Below are 19,529 nucleotides of genomic sequence, written 5' to 3' on the forward strand. Positions count from 1 at the left end.
GCGCTCAGCCCGCGCAGTCGGCGCACAACCCGTGCACTTCCAGGGTCTGCGCCTGCGGCTTGAAGCCCAGTTCGCGGGCGCGGTTTTCGAGCTGGCGGACGATGTCGCGGTCCTCCAGCTCGACCGCGCTGTGGCAGCGGTCGCAGATCAGGAACGGCACCGAATGCTGGTTGCTGCTGGGATGGTGGCAGGCGACGAAGGAGTTGACCGAGGACAGCTTGTGGACGAAGCCGTTGGCCATCAGGAAATCCAGCGCGCGGTACACCGTGGGCGGGGCATCGGCGCCCACGCCCTTGCCCTCGCGCACCCAGTCCAGCAGTTCGTAGGCCTTGACCGGCTTGCCGGCTTCGGCGATCAGCCGCAGCACGTTGGCGCGGATCGGCGTGAGCCGCAGTCCGCGCTCGCGGCACACCCGTTCGACCACCGCGATGAAGTCCGCCGCGTCGTCGACGTGGTGGTGGGGGGCGGTACAGCTGTGCTCGTGTCCGGTCATGTCTGCCTCGGCGGGATCAACCCTTCGGGACCTTGATGAGTGCGGCGTCGATGCGTTTCAAGGCTTCGTCGCGGCCGGCCAGGTACACCGTGTGCGAGATGTCAGGGCTGACCTGGGTGCCGGTGATGGCCACGCGCAGCGGCTGGGCGACCTTGCCCATGCCGGTCTCCAGCGCCGCGGCGGTGTCGTGCAGGGCCACGCCGACGCTCTCGGCGGTCCACTGCGGCAGCGCCGCCAGCAGCTCGCGCGCCTTGCCCAGCGCCAGTTCGGCGCCGGCCTTGAAGTGCTTGGCCACGGCCGCCTCGTCGTACTCGGTCAGCGGCTGGTACCAGACCACGGCCTTGTCGGCCATTTCCTTAAGCGTCTGCACGCGCTCGCGCAGGGCGATGACCACGTCCACCGGCGCCGGGCCGGCGGCCAGGTCCAGGCCCAGCTTTTCCAGCTGGTAGACCAGGTGCGGCACGATGCGCTCCGGCGCCTCGGTCTTGAGGAAGTGCTGGTTGACCCAGCCGAGCTTGGCCATGTCCAGGCGCGAGGCCTTGGAATTGCAGTTCTTCACGTCGAACAGGTCGATCAGCTCCTGGCGGCTGAACAGCTCCTGGTCGCCATGCGACCAGCCCAGACGTGCCAGGTAGCTCAGCAGCGCATCGGGCAGGTAACCGGCGTCCTTGTACTGCATCACGTCGGCAGCGCCGGTGCGCTTGGACAGCTTGGCGCCCTGCTCGTCGAGGATCATCGGCATGTGCCCGAACTTCGGCACCGGCGCGCCGATGGCCTCGTACAGGTTGATCTGGCGCGGGGTGTTGTTGATGTGGTCGTCGCCGCGGATGACCTCGGTGATGCCCATGTCCCAGTCGTCCACCACCACCGCGAAGTTGTAGGTGGGGTAGCCGTCCGGACGGAAGATCACCATGTCGTCCAGTTCGCTGTTGGCGATCTCGATGCGGCCCTTGATCAGGTCGTCGAACACCACGCTGCCGTCGAGCGGGTTCCTGAAGCGGATCACGCGGTTCGGGTCGTCCTTGAACGGCAGGCCCAGGTCGCGCGCGGCGCCGTTGTAGCGCGGCTTCTCCTGCCGGGCCATCGCGGCCTCGCGCATGGCATCGAGCTCTTCCCGGGTCTCGTAGGCGTAGTAGGCCTTGCCGGCGGCGATCAGCTGCTCGGCCACTTCCTTGTAGCGGGCCACGCGGTCGGTCTGGTAGACCGGGCCTTCGTCATAGTCCAGGCCCAGCCAGTCCATCGCTTCCAGGATCGCGTCGATCGCCGCCTGGGTGCTGCGTTCGCGGTCGGTGTCCTCGATGCGCAGCACGAATTCGCCGCCGCGGTGGCGGGCCTCCAGCCAGCAGTACAGCGCGGTACGGGCGCCACCGATGTGCAGGTAGCCGGTGGGACTGGGAGCGAAGCGGGTGCGGACGGTCATGAGGAGCGGGAAAGTGGGAATCGGCGCATTTTACCGCGAAGGCGCATCAAGCCCCGCTCCCACCGCGGCCAGGCCATGGCGGACACGCGGCAACCCACCCGATCGCCCCTGGCGCGGGTGCGCGGGCCGGCACGCCGGGGTCGTTGCGGCCGGGCGGCTCAGGGCTTGCGCACCACCAGTTCGCCCTGCACCTCGGTGCCATCGGACAGGACCAGCGACAGCGGCACGCGCTGGCCCTCGCGCAACGGGCCGGTGCCGTCCATCAGCATCAGGTGCAGGCCGCCGGGCTTGAGCTCCACGTCCTTGCCCGCCGCGACCGGCAGGCGTTCGATCGCGCGCATGCGGCTGACGCCATCGACCAGCGTGGTCTCGTGCAGGGACACGTCCTTGAACGCCGGGCTGCGCACCGCGGTCACCGCCACGTCCGCCTTGCAGGCGTTGTCGATGCGACCGAAGCCTCCGGCCATGTGCGCCATCGCCGGGAAGCGGATCCAGCCGCCGTCCAGGCGCACGCACGGGGATGGCGCGGCCTGCGCCACGGCGCTGGCGGCGACGCCCGCGACCGCCAACAGTACGCACGCGAATGGTTTGGTTATCATCGGACCATCGACTCCCTGCCGTAATTCGAGGCCGCAGCATGACAACGCTCATCGACACGATCAACCACGGCCCCGTCCGCGAACTGCGGCTGGCACGGCCGCCGGTCAACGCGCTGGATACCGAGCTGTGCCGCGCGCTCATCGCGGCGATGAACCAGGCCATGGCCGAGGACGTGCAGGGCGTGGTGCTGTCCGGCAGCGAGCGCGTCTTCACCGGCGGCATGGACGTGCCCTACCTGCTGCGCCATGGCGAGGACCGGCAGCGGCTGATGGACAGCTGGCAGGCGTTCTTCGGCGCCGCGCGCACGCTGGCCGACAGCCGCATCCCGGTGGTGGCCGCGTTGACCGGGCACTCCCCGGCCGGCGGCTGCGTGCTGGCACTGTGCTGCGATTACCGGGTGATGGCGCGCAGCGCCGACCCGGCCAAGCCGTACCTGATCGGCCTGAACGAGGTGCAGGTGGGACTGGTCGCGCCGGAAGGCATCCAGCGGCTGATGCGGCGCGTGGTCGGTGCGCACCGGGCCGGGGTGCTGCTGGCGGGCGGGCAACTGGTCAGCGCCGAGCGCGCGCTGGAAATCGGGCTGGTGGACGAACTGGCCGACGGCGCCGACGCCGTGGTCGCGCGTGCGCTGGGCTGGCTGCAGGCGCAGCTGAAGCTGCCACGGCAGCCGATGCTGCAGACCCGCGCCATCGCCCGCACCGACCTGCACGAGGCGATGCAGCCGCAGCACATCCAGCTGGAACGCTTCGTCGAGGCCTGGTACTCGGCCGATGCCCAGGCGGCGCTGCAGGCATTGGCGGCGAAGCTGGGCAAGGCCTGAGGCCATGCCCGGCGACCCCGTGGCCACCGGGCCCCGGCCGCTATAATCGCCGCCTGTCGAAACCCAGGCCCGCCGTCTTGCTCCCCAATGCCGACCCCGTGGTACCCGAACTGATCGACCTGCTGTCGCTGGAGCGGCTGGAGGACAACCTGTTCCGGGGCCAGAGCCGCGACATCGGCACCAAGTACGTGTTCGGCGGGCAGGTGCTGGGGCAGGCGCTGGCCGCCGCCCAGGCCACCATCGACAACGGCCGCCACGTGCACTCGCTGCACGCCTATTTCCTGCGCGCCGGCAACATCGACCACCCGATCATCTACGACGTCGACCGTACCCGCGACGGCGGCAGCTTCTCGGTGCGCCGGGTTACCGCGATCCAGCACGGCAAGGTGATCTTCTTCTGCGCGGCGTCGTTCCAGCAGGCCGAGCGCGGCGCCGAGCACCAGCACAAGATGCCCGAGGTGCCGCAGCCCGAAGACATCGAGCCCAACCGCCCGCTGCCGCCGGAAGTGCTGGAGCGGCTGCCGGTGAAGGTGCAGCGCTGGCTCTCGCGCGGCGGCCCGTTCGAGTTCCGCCATGTCTACCCGCGCGACGAACTCGATCCACCCAAGCGCCCGCCCTACCACCAGGTTTGGATGCGCCTGAACGAACGCGTCGGCGACGCGCCGGAACTGCACCAGGCGCTGCTGGCCTACGCCTCGGATTTCCACCTGCTGGGCACCGCGACCTTCCCGCACGGCATCAGCTACTACCAGCCGCACGTGCAGATGGCCTCGCTCGACCATGCCATCTGGTTCCACCGCCCGTTCCGGGTGGACGACTGGCTGCTGTACTCGCTCGACAGCCCCAGCGCGCAGGATGCGCGCGGCCTGGCGCGGGGCCAGTTCTTCACCCGCCAGGGCGTGCTGGTGGCCAGCACCGCGCAGGAAGGGCTGATCCGGGTGGCGCCGGCGGCCGGCGAAGGCGGCGGGGAGTAAGCATGCGCAAGATTTTCTCAAGCCAGCGCGTGGAAAACGCCGAAGGCGTGGCCAACCTGCTGCGCGAGGCCGGCATCGAGGTCCGCCTCACCAACAGCCGCTCGTACCACAGCAAGCGCCGCGGCCAGTTCAGTTACCTGGACAGGAAGGACGACAGCCAGCTGCCCACGGTGTGGGTGGTGCGCGCCGACGACCAGCCACGCGCCCGCGAAATCCTGCGCGACGCCCGCCTGCTCGATACCACCCGCCGTGACCATCCGGTCGCCGATTACGCGTTCCGCGACACACCGGCACAGTCCGGCGGCCGCGGCTGGGCCTGGCGCATCCGCATCGCCCTGCTGGTGGTGATCGCCGGCGTGGCCCTGGTGATCATGCTGCGCCACCGCGCCACACCGCCGCCTGCACCGGCGCCCGCGCCGCAGGTGCAGCCTGCCCGGGACAGCGAGGACGGCTTCCGCGTGCGCATCCAGCCCAGCCAGCCGGCACCGGCCACGCCGCCGGCACCGCCGAAACCCTGACCGGCAAGCGGGCAGTCACATCGGCCGGCGGGCTCCGTCCTGTGCTGCAGACCACCGGGAGCCGCCCATGACCGCTGCCACGCTCGAATCCCTGCTGCACCGCGAACTGCCCGCCGCCCGCGGCGGCTGCACCCAGTCCTACGGGCGCATCGTGGTGGCCTGCCAGAACACGGTGACCGCCATCGCCCTGGCCATCACCCGCGACGTGCAGGCCAGCGAGGACATCGCACAGGAAGCCTTCATCAAGGCCTGGCAGCAGCTCAACCAGCTCAACAACCCCTCCAGTTTCCTGCCCTGGCTGCGGCAGATCACCCGCAACCTCGCCCGCGACTGGCTGCGTGCCAACCGCAACCGCCCGCTCAGCGGCCAGGCGGCCGAGATCGCCATCGGCATGGCCGCCGACCCTAGTCCCGATGCCGCCGAGGCCATGGCGCGGGTGGAGGAAGAGCTGGTCGCCGAGGAGATCATCTCCGCCCTGCCCGAGGACAGCCGCGAGGCACTGCTGCTGTTCTACCGCGAGGGCCAGAGCTCGCAACAGGTCGCCGCGCTGCTGGGGTTGAGCGACTCGGCGGTGCGCAAGCGCCTGTCGCGCGCGCGCGCCACCGTGCGCGAGGAGATGCTGCGCCGCTTCGGCGAGTTCGCACGCAGCAGCGCACCGGGTACCGCGTTCGCCGCCACCATCGGCTCGCTGCTGATGGTGGCCGCGCCCGGCACCGCCAGTGCCGTGGTGATCGGCAGCAGCGCCGGCCTGGCCGGCGCGGGCAAACTCGGCGCCGGCGGCATGGGCGCCAGCGCCGTGGGTGGCGGTGCGGCGGGCGGTTCCGTCGGCATGCTGGCCAACACGCTGATGGCCGATGGCTTCAACTTCGGCCTGGCCCTGGGCGCCACCATCGGCGGCACCGCGGCCGCCTGGCTGGGCGGGTTGTACCTGCTGCACTACGCCGAATCGGCCGCCGAGCGCGCACAGGTACAGCGCTTCATGCGCCTGCACACCGCCACCGCCGCCCTGTTCTGCGGGAGCACGCTGCTGGTGGTGGTGCTGCACCTGGGGCTGGTGGTGTCGCTGGCGACGCTGCTGGTGGGCATGTGCGCGATCAACTACCAGTACCTGGTCACGCTGCCGCGGATCATGGGCCCGATGCTTGCCCGCGATGCCGCCCGCCACGGCCGCAGCGGCCCCACCCGCCTGTACAACAGCCTGTTCGGCCGCAGCGCGGTGGCCGTGTCCAGCGTGCTGGTGGTCGCCTCGGTGCTGTACGTGCTGCTCGCGCGTTGACCGCCGCGCCCGCGGCCAATGCGGCCGGCGGTAAAAGCAGAGCCCCGCGCGATGGCGGGGCTCTGTTTCATCGGCGCTGGCTTACTTGGCCGCCGGCCCCTGCATCGGGCGTGGACCGCGCGTGCCCATCTTGGCGCGGGCAGCCTCCAGTTCGGCCGGGCTGAGCTTGCCGTCCTTGTCGGTATCGGCATTGCGGAACCATTCCTCGCGGCGCTGCTTGGCGCGCGCGTCACGGTCGGCCTGGTCGATGAAGCCGTCCTTGTTGACGTCCATGCGCTGGAAGAAGGCCTGGTACTCGGCGCTGCTGACGCGGCCGTCGTGGTCGCTGTCCATCATCCGCATGACACCGTGGCCGCCATGCCCGCGCGGGTGGCCGCCGATGCCGCGGTGGCCGTCGCCGCCGCGGGCATGCCGGCGCGGCATCTCCTCGCGCGACAGCCTGCCGTCCTTGTTCGCGTCCAGTTCGTCGAAGCGCTGCGCCAGGCGCGGGTGCGCGGCGGCTTCCTGGCGGTCGATCGCGCCGTCGCCGTTGGCATCCAGCCGCGCCGGGCCCGGCTTCTGCGTGGGCGTGGTGGCGGCCAGGGTGGCGCCGGTGGCGGAAGCGGCCAGCAGTACGGCCAGCAGGATCAGGGGTTTGCGGTGGGTCATGGTCTGGCTCCGGTGGTGGGAAATCGGGCGCGGTGGCTGCGTCCTCATGGCAATCAACGCGTGCCGGCCGCGTGCGTTGACGCCGGTGCCGGGGATGTTCATGGCGCAGACAGCCCGCCCCCGTTCATGCGGCACTGCCGGACGCATGTATTGAGACCGCCGGCCGCTATGCTGTAGGCATGGCCCTGCACGGCGACTCCCACGAAGAACTGCGCCTGTTCCAGACCGGCGAACACCCCTGCGGCTACTTTCCGGAGCGGCGCGCGCGCGACCTGGTGCTCGACCCTCAGGACAGCCGCCTCGGCGAGCTCTATCCGATGGCACTGGGCTGGGGCTTCCGCCGCTCCGGCGACCTGGTCTACCGCCCGCACTGCCAGCAATGCAGGGCCTGCGTGCCGGTGCGGGTACCGGTGGACCGCTTCGCCCCCGACCGCAGCCAGCGCCGCTGCCTGGCACGCAACCAGGACCTGGAGTGCCGGGTGCTGCCGGCTGCACGCACCGACGAGCAGTTCGCGCTGTACCGGCGTTACCTGGCCGCGCGCCATGCCAGGGGCGGCATGGACGACCATGGCCCGCACGAGTTCGACCAGTTCCTGATCGGCGGCTGGTCGCATGGGCGCTTCCTCGAGATCCGCGCCCCGGGCAGCACCGGCCGGCGCGGCCCGCTGCTGGCGGTGGCCGTCACCGACGTCACCCCGCTGGGCCTGTCGGCGGTCTATACGTTCTTCGATCCGGACGAACGCGCGCGCGGGCTGGGTACCTACGCGATCCTGCAGCAGATCGACTGGGCGCAACGCTGCCGGGTGCCCCACCTGTACCTGGGCTACTGGATCGACGGCCACCGCAAGATGGACTACAAGCGCCGCTACCGCCCGCTGGAGAGCTTCGATGGCAGGCGCTGGCTCGACGTGGATGCCGGCGCTGCCCCCTAGGCTGCCCGCGGGCGGCCGCATTGCCATCCCGGTTTCATCGCCCGGGTGCGAGAATGCCGGCATGAACAAACACACCCTGCTCCTGGCCCTGACAATGCTCGGCACCGCCTGCACCAGCACCGCCCCGGCCACCGCGCCGGCAGCGCCGGCCACTGCCCAGCTGCGGCTGGCGACCTACAACACCTCGCTGTATTCGGATGACACCGGCGGCCTGATCCGCGAACTGGAAGGCGACAGCGCGCATGCGCGCAAGATCGCCGCGGTGCTGCAGCGCGTCCGTCCCGACCTGGTGCTGCTCAACGAGTTCGATTTCGACGAGGCCCATCGCGCCGCGGACCTGTTCCAGCAGCGCTACCTGGAAACCGCGCAGGCCGGCGGCGGCGAGGCGCTGCGCTACCCCTATCGCTACCTGGCCCCGGTCAACACCGGCGTGCCCAGCGGACTGGACCTGGACAACAACGGCAGCGTCGGCGGCAAGGGCCGCGAACGCGGCAACGACGCCTGGGGCTACGGCCTGCACCCGGGCCAGTACGGCATGCTGGTGTTGTCCAGGTACCCGATCGACAGCGCCGCCGTGCGCAGCTTCCAGCGGCTGAAGTGGAGCACGCTGCCCGGCGCGATCCGCCCGCTCGACCCGGACACCGGCAAGCCGTTCTGGAACGACGCGGTCTGGTCGCAGCTGCGGCTTTCGTCCAAGTCGCACTGGGACGTGCCGGTGCGTACCCCGCTGGGCACGGTGCACGTGCTGGCCTCGCACCCGACGCCGCCGGTGTTCGACGGCCGGGAAAAGCGCAACGCCGCGCGCAACCATGACGAACTGCGGCTGTGGAAGGAATACCTCGACGGCGGCGACGCGCCGTGGCTGTGCGACGACCAGGGCCGCTGCGGCGGGCTGGCCGCGGATGCGCGCTTCGTGATCGTCGGCGACCTCAACAACGACCCCGCCGATGGCGATGGCCGCCATGACGCCATCCTGGAGCTGCTGGAACACCCGCGGGTACTGCGCTACCCGACCCCGGCCAGCCCCGGCGGCGAGCAGACCAGCCTGGCGTATGCGGAAAAAGGCATCGTGCGCCGCGGCGCGCCGCAGCATGCCACCGGCGATTTCGGCCCGCGCTCGGGCACCATGCGGCTGGATTACGTGCTGCCTTCGACCGGCTTCAGCTATCTCGACGGCGGCGTCTTCTGGCCCGTGGCCGGCACCCCGGAAGCCGCGATCGCCGACGGCAGCGACCACCACCTGGTATGGGTGGACGTGCGCTGAGCCTGCCCGAAGGCGGCAGGGGCTGAAAAAAAACGCCGGCGGTCGCCGGCGTTTTCCGTTGCCGCGCGGGCCGGCAGGTCAGCGCAGCGCGATGCCGATGGCCGCGGCCGCGTCGCGGGCGATGGCGCGGGCCTGGTCCACGTCCGCGGCACGGGCCAGGGTGACGCCGACACGGCGCTGGCCCTGCACCACCGGCTTGCCGAACAGGCGCAGCGCCGAATCCGGGTGCGCCAGCGCATCGGCCACGTTGCTGAAGAACGGCACGCCATTGCCCTGCGCCAGCAGCGCACACGACGCCGACGGGCCGTGGTTACGGATCACCCCGCTGTCGCCGGCACCGACCGGCAGGCCGAGGATGGCGCGCGCGTGCAGCGCGAACTCGCTCAGTTCCTGCGACGCCAGCGTCACCAGTCCGGTGTCGTGCGGGCGCGGGCTGACTTCGCTGAACCACACCTCGTCGTTCTTCACGAACAACTCGACCCCGAACACGCCCCAGCCGCCGAGGTCGTCGGTGATCGCGCGCGCCACCGTCTGCGCGCGCGCCAGCGCGGTGGCCGACATCGCCTGCGGCTGCCAGCTTTCGCGGTAATCGCCGTCGCGCTGCAGGTGGCCGATCGGCGCGCAGAACGCGGTTCCGCGGGCGTGGCGCACGGTGAGCAGGGTGATCTCGTAGTCGAAATCGATGAAGCCCTCGACGATGCAGCGCCCGGCACCGGCGCGGCCACCGGTCTGCGCGTAGTCCCAGGCCGGGCCGATATCGGCCTCGCCGCGCACCGTGCTCTGGCCCTTGCCCGAGGACGACATCACCGGCTTGACCACGCACGGCAGGCCGATGGCCTGCACCGCGGCGCGGTACTCGGCCTCGGTATCGACGAAGCGGTACGGCGAGGTCGGCAGGCCCAGGGTCTCGGCCGCCAGGCGGCGGATGCCCTCGCGGTCCATGGTCAGGCGCGCGGCGCGCGCGGTGGGGATCACCCGCAGGCCCTGCACGGCCTCCAGCTCCACCAGGGTCTGGGTGTGGATGGCCTCGATCTCGGGCACCACCAGGTGCGGCTGTTCGCGCGCGATCACCGCGCGCAGCGCCTGCGGGTCGAGCATGTCGATCACATGGCTGCGGTGCGCGACCTGCATCGCCGGGGCATCGGCATAGCGGTCCACGGCGATCACTTCCACGCCGAAGCGCTGCAGTTCGATCGCCACTTCCTTGCCCAGTTCGCCCGAACCGAGCAGCAGCACGCGGGTGGCGGAAGGCGACAGCGGGGTACCAAGCGAGGTCATCGGGCGGATCCGGAGGGCAACGGGGGCGCACATTCTAGCCGCGGGCGGGCGGCCGACCCCTCTTGCATGTTGATATCAATTTGATATCTTTTACTGCAACCACCACGGAAGACGCGCCATGAAAGAGAAAGCCCTCGGTTCCCTGCCCGGCATTCCCAGCCTGCTGGGCTCGCTGCTGTTGATGCTGGCCGGCGTCGCCGCCCTGGTCTACGCGGTGGTACTGGCCAAGTCCGGCGCCGGCGGGGCCGGCCTGCTGGTCGTCAGCGGCCTGCTGCTGGCGGTCACCGGCCTGCTCCTGAGCTGCGGGCTGTACATGGTCCAGCCCAACCAGGCCGCGGTGGTGAGCCTGTTCGGCAAGTACGTGGGCACGGTCAAGGACAACGGCCTGCGCTGGAACAACCCGTTCTTCACCAAGAAGAAGGTCAGCCAGCGCGTGCGCAACTTCGAGAGCGGCAAGCTCAAGGTCAATGAGCTGGACGGCTCGCCGATCGAGATCGCCGCGGTGATCGTGTGGCAGGTGGTGGATGCCTCCGAGGCGGTCTACAACGTCGACGACTACGAGAGCTTCGTGCACATCCAGTCCGAGTCGGCGCTGCGCGCGATGGCCACCAGCTACCCCTACGACCAGCACGAGGACGGCCAGCTGTCGCTGCGCAGCCATGCCAGCGAGATCTCCCAGCACCTGAAGGACGAGCTGGCCGAACGCCTGGCCGATGCCGGCGTGCAGGTGCTCGACGCGCGCATCAGCCACCTGGCCTACGCACCGGAAATCGCCCAGGCGATGCTGCAGCGGCAGCAGGCCAACGCGGTGATCGCCGCGCGCCAGCGCATCGTCGCCGGCGCGGTGGGCATGGTCGAGATGGCCCTGTCCGAGCTGCAGAAGAGTGGCCTGGTCGCGCTGGACGAGGAACGCAAGGCGCAGATGGTCGGCAACCTGCTCACCGTGCTGTGCTCGGACCGCGGCACCCAGCCGGTGGTCAATACCGGCTCGCTGTACTGAGGCACCGTCGATGAATGACCTGCTCGCCGCGCTGATCGTCGCCGTCACCGGCCTGCCCGCCCTGGGCATCGCCGCCTGGAGCAGCCGTGACGGCAGCCGCCACGCGCGCGGCCTCGGGCTGCGCTGGGCGCTGATCGCGCTGAGCCTGTTCCTGGGTGCCATCGGCCTCTACCTGGCCGCCGGCAACCGCATGGCCACCTATGCCGTGGTGATCGCGCTGGTGGTGGTGGTCAACGCGCTGGGCGTGGCGCTGGTCCTGCACCTGCGCCGCGCACCGGTGGGGACGGGACGCCGGTGAGCGAGAAGAAGGCCTACCCGCTGCGCATCAACGCCGACGTGCTGGCGGCGGCGCAGCGCTGGGCCGACGACGAGCTGCGCAGCCTCAACGCGCAGATCGAGTACGTGATACGCGATGCGCTGCGCAAGGCCGGGCGGCTGCCCACACCCAGGAACGAATCCACCGAGGAAGAACCATGAGTACGCAATGGAAGTATCTCGTCGTCAAAGTGAAGACCGGCATGCTCGGCGACTTCAAGATGGAGACGCTGCAGGAAGAGCTGGACCGGCATGGCCGGCTCGGCTGGGAACTGGTCAACGTGGTACACGCCACGCCCACCATCTCCTCGCCCACCCTGATCTTCAAGAAGGAAGCCTGAGATGAAGCGACTGCAGGCATGGATCGCCGGCATGGCGACCGCGGTCGTGATCGCGGCCGGTGCAGCGGCCGCCGATTCCCCCGCCGCGCTGGCCACGCGACTGCTCGACCAGCTCGACGCCGGCCAGTACGCCGCGGCCGAGGCCACGTTCTCGCCGCAGATGAAGGCCGCGGTCCCTGCGCACAAGCTCAAGGCCATGTGGGAATCGCTGCCCGTGCTGCTGGGCGCGGCGGGTGCGCGCGGCGAAGCGACCGTCAGCGAGGCCGACGGCTTCCGCATAGTGGCAATCCCGCTGGCCTACGCACGCGACAACGTGCTGGCGCGCGTGGTGCTGGACAGCGACGACCGCATCGCCGGCTTCCTGGTGCAGCCCCCGCCGCCCCCGCCACCGCCGCCGGCCGCGGATGCGTCCTTCAGCGAACAGGCCATCACCCTGCCTGCGCTGGCGTCGGGCAAGCCCGGACTGCCTGGCACGCTGACCCTGCCGCATGGCAAGGGTCCGTTCCCCGCGGTGGTACTGGTGCATGGCTCCGGCCCGCAGGACCGCGACGAGACCATCGGCGGCAACCGCCCGTTCCTCGACATCGCCCGCGGCCTGGCCGCACAGGGCATCGCCTCGCTGCGCTACGACAAGCGCACCCGGGCGCGGCCGCAGGATTTCAGCGGCACGTTAGGCATCGACGACGAAACCACCGACGATGCCGTCGCCGCCGTCGCCGCGCTGGCCGGCAATGCCGCCATCGCCCACGACCGCATCCACGTGCTCGGCCACAGCCAGGGCGGCCTGCTGGCCGGCCGCATCGCCGCCAGGAGCCAGGGCAAGGTGGCCGGGCTCATCCTGCTGGCGGCACCGGCGCGCCCGATCCTCGACCTGCTGGGCGAACAGAACCGCTACCTGGCCGATCTCGACGGCAGCGTCAGCGCCGAGGAACAGGCGCACCTGGACGCCCTGGACGCGGCCATCGCCAAGGTCCGCCACGATCCGGCGGCGAAGCTGCTGGAGCTGCCCGGCCACTATTGGCAGCAGCTTGAACGCATCGACCCGGTGGCCGATGCGCGCGACAGCAAACTCCCGGTGCTGTTGCTGCAGGGCGGCCGCGACTTCCAGGTGGTCGATGCCGACTGGCAGCGCTGGAAACAGGGACTGCAGGGGCCGCGCTACCGTTTCCACCTCTACCCCGCGCTCAACCACCTGGGCATCGCCGGCGAAGGCAAGGGCACGCTGGACGAATACGGCAAGCCGGGCCATGTCGACACCGCGCTGATCGAGGACATCGCCCGCTGGGTGGATGCGCAGGGGTGAATCCGCGACATCCGGATACCACCGCCGTGCCGCGTGTGCCGGCACCGGTAACGCACGCCAACACGCCATGAACACCCAAGGAGGAACCCGGGCAATGGTCACCGCGACACACCCGCCGAAGGAGTACCCCGTCGCGCCGCAGAGCGGCATGCCGCTGCTGATCCTGTGGGCCATCCTGCTGGCGGCGACCGTGCTGCCGCTGGCCTTCATGATCGGCGACAAGGGCCTGGCGCAGCTGGCCAGCCCGCGCGCCTGGCTGGGCCCGGCGCTGCTGTCGCTGGCCGGCGTGGTGGTCAGCCTGGGCTACCTGCGCAAGCGCATCGCGCTCGAGGCCGGCAACCTGGTGGTCCGCTCCACCTTCTATACCCGGACCGTGGCCATCGGCTCGCTGCAACTGGAGCGCGCGCGCATCGTCGACCTGGCCGAACACCGCGCGTTGAAGCCGGCGATCAAGACCAATGGCTACGGCCTGCCCGGTTTCCGTTCGGGCCATTACCGCATGGGCGACGGCAGCAAGGCGTTCTGCCTGATCACCGACCACAGCCGCGTGCTGGTGCTGCCACTGCGCGACGGCTCGCAGCTGCTGCTGTCGCCGGAGCAGCCGCGCGCCCTGCTCGATGCGCTGAAGCAGACGGCCGGCGACGCCGCGCCGTAGAGACCCGGCTTCCACGCCGCGCATGGCACCGCGTGCCCTGGGCGGCCGCGCGCCGGCGCGCGGCACCGGGCCGGCAATCGACAGGCCCGCGGCGATGCCCCAAGCTACCGCCATGCGTACCGCTCCACGCCTGTTGCTCAATACCCCCGATATCGAACTGTGGCCGGGCGGCCTGCTGCGCGCGCGCAGCAACCACGACGCGCGCCTGCTTTCGCGGGCACGCACGGTGCTGCGTCGCAAACGCGACGGGCGCTACCTGGCCGCGCTGCTCCCGGAAGGGCTGATGCCGATGGTCGAACGCCTGGCCCGCGAGCCGGGCATCGACGCGGCGCTGCAGCGCCTTGAAACCGCACTGCCCCGCTGCGGCCCACCCGCGGAGACGCAGTTGCCGCTGGACCGGCTCGACGAACGCCTGCAGCGCCTCGGGCTCGACCACCGCTATGCCGCGGACAGCGGACTGCCACGCGTCGCGGAACCGGCCTGCCTGCATTTCGCCGGGCTGGACCGCTACCGCCGCGCGCTGTGGTTGACCCGCGGCGCCGCTCGCGCCTGGCACAACCTGCGCGCCGCCGCCGCGGCCGATGGCATCGCGCTGGATGCGATTTCCGGCTATCGCAGCCACGATTACCAGTTGGGCATCTTCGAACGCAAACTCGCACGCGGCCAGCGCGTGGCGGAGATCCTCAGCGTCAATGCCGCGCCGGGCTACAGCGAGCACCACGGCGGCAATGCGCTGGATATCGGCGCGCCCGGCGAGCCGCCGGCGGAAGAATCGTTCGAACGCACCGCGGCCTTCTCCTGGCTGCAGGCGCATGCCGGCGGTTTCGGCTTCCACATGAGCTACCCGCGCGGCAACCCGCACGGCATCGTCTACGAGCCCTGGCACTGGCGCTTCGGCGGCACGCCTGCCTGAGCCACGCGCCGGCCGCACCACACAGCGAGCCCTGGGGCTGATGCCTCGATCCAGCCCGGCGATCGCCGGGGCCGCTCACGTCTGCGAGCGCGGGGTCGTCGCGCCGCCGGCATCGGCCAGGTCGGCGATGCGCCACAGGTACAGGCTGGCCCAGGTGCGGTATGGCCCCCAGCACTGGCCCCGTGCCTGCAGCTCGCGCGGGGTGGGCAGCCGCTGGCTGCCATCCACCCGCTGCGCGCCCTTGCGGATGCCCAGGTCGTCCACCGGCAGGATGTCCGGCCGGCCGAGCCGGAACACCAGCATCATCTCCACCGTCCAGCGGCCGATGCCACGCACCGGCACCAGCGCCTCGACGATGGCGTCGTGGTGCATCCACGCCATCTGCCGCGTGGAAGGGATTTCCCCGGCCAGCTCGCGCCGCGCCAGGTCGCGCAGCGCCAGCGCCTTGTTGCCGGAAACGCCACAGGCGCGCAGCCCGGCGTCGTCGATCCGGGCAAGCGTCGCGGCATGCAGGCGCCTGCTGTCGATCGCCGCCTCCACCCGCCCGACGATGGTCGCGGCCGCCTTGCCGCTGAGCTGCTGGAACACTATCGCGCGTGCCAGTGCATCGACCGGGTCGAACGGACGCCGCCACCCCGGCGGCGCGTCCAGCGGGCCGACGCGGTCGATCCAGCGGGCCAGGCGCCGATCATGGCGCCGCAGGTGCGCCAGCGCCTGCTCCACGTCGAAGCCGCGCCGGTGCAGTGGCACCGGGCTCAGCGCCTCAACGCACTGAACGCCAGCAGCAACCAGCCGGCCATCAGCGCGGTGCCACCGGCCGGGGCCAGGCGCGTCGGCCACCAGCCCAGCGCCCCGCCGGCAACGCTGCCGGAGAACAGCAGCACGCCCAGCAGCAGCACGTACAGCGCGGTGCGCCCGGCGGCATTCAACGACGCCGGGCCGAGTATCGCCAGTACGGCACCATGGCCGAAGGCATACAGCGCGGCGGTCTCCAGGTGGGATTGCGCCAGCGGGTCGCTCACCGCATGCGAAGCATAGGCGGACAGGCCCACCGCCGATGCCGCCAGCAGCGCCCCGCAGAACGCCAGCGCCGAGGGTTTGCGCACCCTCCGTTCCAGTCCCAGCATCATCTTCCCCCGGTTGGTCGGCCACCACGGCGTGGCCATGAACATGCGGACGCCGATCGCATCGCCTGCCCGGGCCGGCGTCCGGTCGCCTCCAGGCAGCAGGCAACAAAAAACGCGCCGCTGTGGGCGGCGCGTTTTCTGTGCATCACTTCATTCTTCCGCGACGGGTCGGTTACTTGACCGACCAGTACACATCGTAGGTGCCGTCGGTGGTGAAGGCCTTGTCCACGCCCCCCTTCCACGACTCGTACGGACGGTCGGTGACCTCGTAGCCGGCGGTGGTCGCCCACGCACGCAGCGCGTTGCGCACCAAGTCCAGGCCCGCCATGTGGCCGGTGTAGGAGGCGAACGCCGAGCGGCGGGCAGCCGCCTGCACGTAGGTGACCGGGTTGCCGGACGGGATCTTGACGTCGAGCTTGCCATCGGCGCTGGCGACCGGGGCGGCCTCGGCCTTGTCGGCCTCGCCGTCCTTCTTGTCGCCGGCAGCGGCGGCGCCGCTCTTCTTGCGGACCGGCTGGGCCACGTCGAAGGCGTACTTCTCGGCGCCGAAGTCGGTGGTCACGATGCGCACCGGGCCGGCGGGCTCCAGGCCATTGGCTTCCATCGCGCGCTTGATCCACTCCTGGTTGTCCAGGATCGACTTGCGGATGCTCTCGTTGCTGCGGTCGATGTTGCCGGCGTTGACCACCAGCAGGTCCTCGACCGGAACGTCCACCAGCTTCAGGTCGGTGAGCGGAATTTCGGCGGCGCGGTAGTCGACGTTCGGCACCGAGGCCAGCATGTTGGCCATGCGCGACAGGCCCAGCTTCAGGTCGTCGCCGATGTGGCGGCTCACGTACAGGCCGGCATAGCGGCCGAACAGGTCGAAGCCGTAGTTGACCGAATAGTCCTGGGTGATCTTGACGTTGCGGCCGTCCTTGCCGGTCGGCTCCAGGGTAAAGGTGGTGACCTTGTCCTTGCCCTTGGTCTGGTCCTCGATGGCGATCACGACGCGCTTGTTCTGCTCGCTGTCGGTGATCTTCCAGCTGCCCGAACCCAGCTCCTTGGAGGTGTACTCCATGCTGGCGCCCACGCCTGCGTCCGGACCGCTGTACTTCAGCTCGATGCCCTTGTCACGCAGCACCAGCGGGTTCCAGTCCTTGAAGCGGCGCAGGCTGTTGACCGTGTCGTACACGATCGTCATCTTGCGGTTGGTTTCGATGCTTTCGGAAATATGGCGCTCGCCCGGCAGGCACACGCCAATGATGACGAACAGGCCAGCCACGATCCCCAAGGCGATCAGGAACTCGATAATACGGGTCATTCAGGAGTCTCCGGGGCCGATCCCACGGCCGGGTTGATTGAAGCGAAGCCCCCATCCTATCAGGCTTTGCGCAGGTTGTTGACGGATTTGGCGCACCGGTTTCCGTGTCCGGTGCAGGCATGCGCGCCGAAGGCCGTAAAGGCTGCCGCCTTGCCGCCAGTGCCATGCACGATGCCATGCGACGGCCAGGCTGGCGAGGGGTGCGACGCCGGTTATTTTCCCTCCACCGGCGGCCTCCGCACCAGTCGTTCCATGAGATTCACTCGAAAGCAGGTTCCACCATATCGGCCTCGCCGGCCACTGCACGCGCCACCGGACGCGCCACCGGACGCGTCCGTATGGCACGGGCCCGCGGCGGGCTTCCCGCTCACACCAGCTGCAGTTCGAACGCCTTGAGCACCGCGCGGGTGCGGTCGCGCACGCCCAGCTTGCTCAATATGTTGGAGACGTGGTTCTTGATGGTGCCCTCGGCCACGCCGAGCGAATTGGCGATCTCCTTGTTGGAAAAGCCGCTGGCCATCAGCCGCAGGATCTCGGTCTCGCGGTCGGTCAGCGGATCGGGCCGGTCGAGGCTGACGAATTCATTGCGCATGTGCTCCAGCCCGGACAGCAGGCGCTGGGTCACCGCCGGCTGCACCAGCGAGCCGCCTTCGGCCACGGTGCGGATCGCACCGACCAGCTGCTCCAGGGTCACGTCCTTGAGCAGGTAGCCCTTGGCGCCGGCCTTGAGCCCGGCCAGCACCAGCTGGTCGTCGTCGAACGTGGTCAGGATGATCGCCGGCGGCAGCTGCCCCAGCCGCGACAGGGTCTGCAGCGCCTCCAGCCCGGACATCACCGGCATGCGCATGTCCATCAGCACCACGTCCGGCGCCACCTGCGGAATCATCTCCACGGCCTGGCGGCCGTCGGTGGCCTCGGCCACCACCTCGATGCCGTCGTCCAGCGCCAGCAGCGAACGGATGCCCTGCCGTACCAGGGTTTGGTCATCGACCAGACAGACGCGGATCATCAGTTCACTCCTTGCGGCCCGGAGGCCAGCATCATATGGGTTGCCACCGGCAGCGAGGCACGAAGGTGGAAGCCTTCGCCGCGCCGTGCCGACACGTCCAGTACGCCGCCATACTGCGCCAGGCGTTCGCGCATGCCGCGCAGCCCGTTGCCGGGCAGGATGTCCTCCACCTCGCCGCCGACCCCGTCGTCGCGGGCGTCGATCACGATCCGCCCGTGCTCGCGCTCGACCCGGATCCACAGGTTGCGGGCGCCGGCATGGCGCACCGCGTTGGTGATCACTTCCTGGGTGCAGCGCAGCAATACGTGCGCGCGCTCCGGGTCTTCCACGCTCAGCGGGTCGTCCATGTCCAGGTGGATCTCGAGCGAAGGCACCCGCTCGGCCAGTGGCCGCAGCGCCGCGGCCAGGTCGATCGCACCGCTCTCGCGCAGCTGGCTGACCGCCTCGCGCACGTCGGTGAGCAGCAGCTTGGCCAGGGTATGCGCCTGGCGCACGTGTTCCTGCGCCTGGCCCTCGGTGATGTGGCCGGCTACTTCAAGGTTCAGGCTCAGCGCGGTCAGGTGGTGGCCGAGCAGGTCGTGCAGTTCGCGCGAGATGCGGGTGCGCTCGTTGATCCGCGCACTCTCGGCCAGCAGCAGGCGGGTGGCGCGCAGTTCGGCATTGAGCCTGCGCTGCTCCTCGCGGGCCTGGGTCTGCTGCCGCGCCACCAGGCTGGTCACGAAGATGAACATCGAGAATCCGGCATACAACAGCGACTGCAGCAGCGCCTCGAACAGCGGCAGCCCCATGATCAGGTGGTAGACCGGCAGCACCGCCAGCTGGCTGAGCACCAGCCAGACCACCCCGACCCGCTTGCTCAGCAGCCACGGGATCACCCCGGCTGCGACCATCAGCAGGATGCTGCCCAGCCCGGTGACGCTCAGGTAGCTCACCGCCAGCCCCGACAGGGTCAGCACCAGCAGCGCCAGGCGGTCGTACCAGCTGGTGTGGCCACCGGCCGTCAGCCCGCGGGTCAGCCAGAAGTAGCACACGCCGAACGCCAGGTAGGCGGCCAGCAGCCAGGTGGCTTCGCCCAGGCTCGGCGGCAGCTCGCCTTCGGCCGGCGCGTACTGGGTGTAGAGCAGCGGCAGGCTGACCAGGCCCCAGGTGAAGAGGCCGGCCAGGCGCAGGACGCGGGTATGGCTGAGATATCCCAACATGGGTGCATGGTAAGGAGGCCGGCGGCTTTGCGCCCTCCCACGGAAGTCATGCCCGGATGGCGCTCGCCCGGTCAGGCCGGCCATGCGATAATCGCCGGCCAGCCCCCACCCCTCACTCGGGGCCGACCGCTTCACCCACGG

General features: G+C 70.3%; 23 protein-coding genes. 13 read left to right on the forward strand and 10 right to left on the reverse strand.

The genetic code is table 11. The features are described 5' to 3' along the window. Positions 1 to 4: 4 nt before the first annotated feature. From QQA12_RS11185 to QQA12_RS11195, 3 genes are all read right to left on the reverse strand, one after another. Positions 5 to 493: a transcriptional repressor gene (locus tag QQA12_RS11185; protein WP_056931428.1), complete on the reverse strand. Its 489-nt coding sequence runs from the start codon at positions 491 to 493 to the stop codon at positions 5 to 7. A 16-nt stretch (positions 494 to 509) separates the two neighbouring features. Continuing rightward, a complete protein-coding gene (gene gltX, locus QQA12_RS11190) occupies positions 510 to 1,913 on the reverse strand; it encodes a glutamate--tRNA ligase (protein ID WP_226049330.1) in 1,404 nt (467 codons plus the stop codon). Between the two features lie 158 nt (positions 1,914 to 2,071). Next, positions 2,072 to 2,512, reverse strand: a complete 441-nt coding sequence (locus QQA12_RS11195; protein ID WP_054666930.1) for a copper chaperone PCu(A)C — start codon at positions 2,510 to 2,512, stop codon at positions 2,072 to 2,074. A gap of 38 nt (positions 2,513 to 2,550) precedes the next feature. On the opposite strand from QQA12_RS11195, the gene QQA12_RS11200 reads away from it, so the two are divergent. The 4 genes from QQA12_RS11200 to QQA12_RS11215 all read left to right on the forward strand — a co-directional run bounded on the left by QQA12_RS11200 (position 2,551) and on the right by QQA12_RS11215 (position 6,101). Further along, positions 2,551 to 3,333, forward strand: a complete 783-nt coding sequence (locus QQA12_RS11200) for an enoyl-CoA hydratase/isomerase family protein (RefSeq protein ID WP_056931426.1) — start codon at positions 2,551 to 2,553, stop codon at positions 3,331 to 3,333. 77 nt (positions 3,334 to 3,410) lie between these two features. After that, positions 3,411 to 4,307: an acyl-CoA thioesterase II gene (gene tesB, locus QQA12_RS11205; protein WP_182334875.1), complete on the forward strand. Its 897-nt coding sequence runs from the start codon at positions 3,411 to 3,413 to the stop codon at positions 4,305 to 4,307. Between the two features lie 2 nt (positions 4,308 to 4,309). Next, entirely contained in the window at positions 4,310 to 4,825 is a 516-nt protein-coding gene (locus QQA12_RS11210) for a DUF2007 domain-containing protein (RefSeq protein ID WP_226049331.1), read from the forward strand. A 67-nt stretch (positions 4,826 to 4,892) separates the two neighbouring features. After that, positions 4,893 to 6,101, forward strand: a complete 1,209-nt coding sequence (locus QQA12_RS11215) for a sigma-70 family RNA polymerase sigma factor (protein WP_226049332.1) — start codon at positions 4,893 to 4,895, stop codon at positions 6,099 to 6,101. 81 nt (positions 6,102 to 6,182) lie between these two features. On the opposite strand, the gene QQA12_RS11220 is transcribed toward QQA12_RS11215, so the two are convergent. Continuing rightward, positions 6,183 to 6,749, reverse strand: a complete 567-nt coding sequence (locus QQA12_RS11220; protein ID WP_226049333.1) for an EF-hand domain-containing protein — start codon at positions 6,747 to 6,749, stop codon at positions 6,183 to 6,185. A 179-nt stretch (positions 6,750 to 6,928) separates the two neighbouring features. Between QQA12_RS11220 and QQA12_RS11225 the strand changes: the two genes are divergently transcribed. Continuing rightward, positions 6,929 to 7,681, forward strand: coding sequence for an arginyltransferase (locus QQA12_RS11225; protein WP_226049334.1), 753 nt, complete (start codon positions 6,929 to 6,931; stop codon positions 7,679 to 7,681). 61 nt (positions 7,682 to 7,742) lie between these two features. Next, on the forward strand, positions 7,743 to 8,945 hold the full coding sequence (locus QQA12_RS11230; RefSeq protein WP_325167387.1) for an endonuclease/exonuclease/phosphatase family protein: 1,203 nt from the start codon (positions 7,743 to 7,745) through the stop codon (positions 8,943 to 8,945). Between the two features lie 78 nt (positions 8,946 to 9,023). Here the strand turns inward: QQA12_RS11230 and purT are convergent, their stop codons facing one another. Then, positions 9,024 to 10,223 carry a formate-dependent phosphoribosylglycinamide formyltransferase gene (gene purT, locus QQA12_RS11235; protein WP_226049335.1) on the reverse strand — a complete coding sequence of 400 codons (1,200 nt, stop codon included), beginning with the start codon at positions 10,221 to 10,223 and terminating at the stop codon, positions 9,024 to 9,026. A gap of 118 nt (positions 10,224 to 10,341) precedes the next feature. Here purT and QQA12_RS11240 point away from each other — a divergent pair, with 118 nt between their 5' ends. The 7 genes from QQA12_RS11240 to QQA12_RS11270 all read left to right on the forward strand — a co-directional run bounded on the left by QQA12_RS11240 (position 10,342) and on the right by QQA12_RS11270 (position 14,750). Further along, positions 10,342 to 11,223 (forward strand): SPFH domain-containing protein, encoded by an 882-nt coding sequence (locus QQA12_RS11240; RefSeq protein WP_226049336.1) that lies wholly within the window; start codon positions 10,342 to 10,344, stop codon positions 11,221 to 11,223. Positions 11,224 to 11,233: 10 nt separating this feature from the next. After that, a complete protein-coding gene (locus tag QQA12_RS11245) occupies positions 11,234 to 11,521 on the forward strand; it encodes a hypothetical protein (RefSeq protein WP_182212790.1) in 288 nt (95 codons plus the stop codon). After that, complete coding sequence (locus QQA12_RS11250; RefSeq protein ID WP_054666948.1) at positions 11,518 to 11,700, forward strand: hypothetical protein; 183 nt, start codon at positions 11,518 to 11,520, stop codon at positions 11,698 to 11,700. Before QQA12_RS11245 ends, QQA12_RS11250 begins: the two co-directional genes overlap by 4 nt. Beyond that, positions 11,697 to 11,879 carry a DUF4177 domain-containing protein gene (locus QQA12_RS11255; protein ID WP_182212789.1) on the forward strand — a complete coding sequence of 61 codons (183 nt, stop codon included), beginning with the start codon at positions 11,697 to 11,699 and terminating at the stop codon, positions 11,877 to 11,879. Before QQA12_RS11250 ends, QQA12_RS11255 begins: the two co-directional genes overlap by 4 nt. A 1-nt stretch (position 11,880) precedes the next feature. Next, entirely contained in the window at positions 11,881 to 13,182 is a 1,302-nt protein-coding gene (locus QQA12_RS11260) for an alpha/beta fold hydrolase (RefSeq protein ID WP_226049337.1), read from the forward strand. Positions 13,183 to 13,276: 94 nt separating this feature from the next. After that, on the forward strand, positions 13,277 to 13,837 hold the full coding sequence (locus tag QQA12_RS11265) for a PH domain-containing protein (RefSeq protein WP_226049338.1): 561 nt from the start codon (positions 13,277 to 13,279) through the stop codon (positions 13,835 to 13,837). A gap of 112 nt (positions 13,838 to 13,949) precedes the next feature. Next, positions 13,950 to 14,750 carry a M15 family metallopeptidase gene (locus QQA12_RS11270; RefSeq protein ID WP_226049339.1) on the forward strand — a complete coding sequence of 267 codons (801 nt, stop codon included), beginning with the start codon at positions 13,950 to 13,952 and terminating at the stop codon, positions 14,748 to 14,750. Positions 14,751 to 14,825: 75 nt separating this feature from the next. On the opposite strand, the gene QQA12_RS11275 is transcribed toward QQA12_RS11270, so the two are convergent. The 5 genes from QQA12_RS11275 to QQA12_RS11295 all read right to left on the reverse strand — a co-directional run bounded on the left by QQA12_RS11275 (position 14,826) and on the right by QQA12_RS11295 (position 19,388). Next, positions 14,826 to 15,509, reverse strand: coding sequence for a DNA-3-methyladenine glycosylase (locus QQA12_RS11275; protein ID WP_226049937.1), 684 nt, complete (start codon positions 15,507 to 15,509; stop codon positions 14,826 to 14,828). Next, on the reverse strand, positions 15,506 to 15,877 hold the full coding sequence (locus QQA12_RS11280) for a DUF423 domain-containing protein (protein WP_054668735.1): 372 nt from the start codon (positions 15,875 to 15,877) through the stop codon (positions 15,506 to 15,508). Before QQA12_RS11280 ends, QQA12_RS11275 begins: the two co-directional genes overlap by 4 nt. Positions 15,878 to 16,049: 172 nt before the next feature. Then, entirely contained in the window at positions 16,050 to 17,180 is a 1,131-nt protein-coding gene (locus tag QQA12_RS11285; protein WP_226049340.1) for an SRPBCC family protein, read from the reverse strand. Between the two features lie 367 nt (positions 17,181 to 17,547). Further along, positions 17,548 to 18,189 (reverse strand): response regulator transcription factor, encoded by a 642-nt coding sequence (locus QQA12_RS11290; protein WP_054666964.1) that lies wholly within the window; start codon positions 18,187 to 18,189, stop codon positions 17,548 to 17,550. Beyond that, positions 18,189 to 19,388 (reverse strand): sensor histidine kinase, encoded by a 1,200-nt coding sequence (locus QQA12_RS11295; protein ID WP_054666966.1) that lies wholly within the window; start codon positions 19,386 to 19,388, stop codon positions 18,189 to 18,191. Before QQA12_RS11295 ends, QQA12_RS11290 begins: the two co-directional genes overlap by 1 nt. Positions 19,389 to 19,529 lie beyond the last annotated feature (141 nt).

Origin of the sequence: Stenotrophomonas sp. 17(2023) (assembly GCF_030345315.1) — a bacterium.
Classification (GTDB): Bacteria; Pseudomonadota; Gammaproteobacteria; order Xanthomonadales; family Xanthomonadaceae; genus Stenotrophomonas; species Stenotrophomonas acidaminiphila.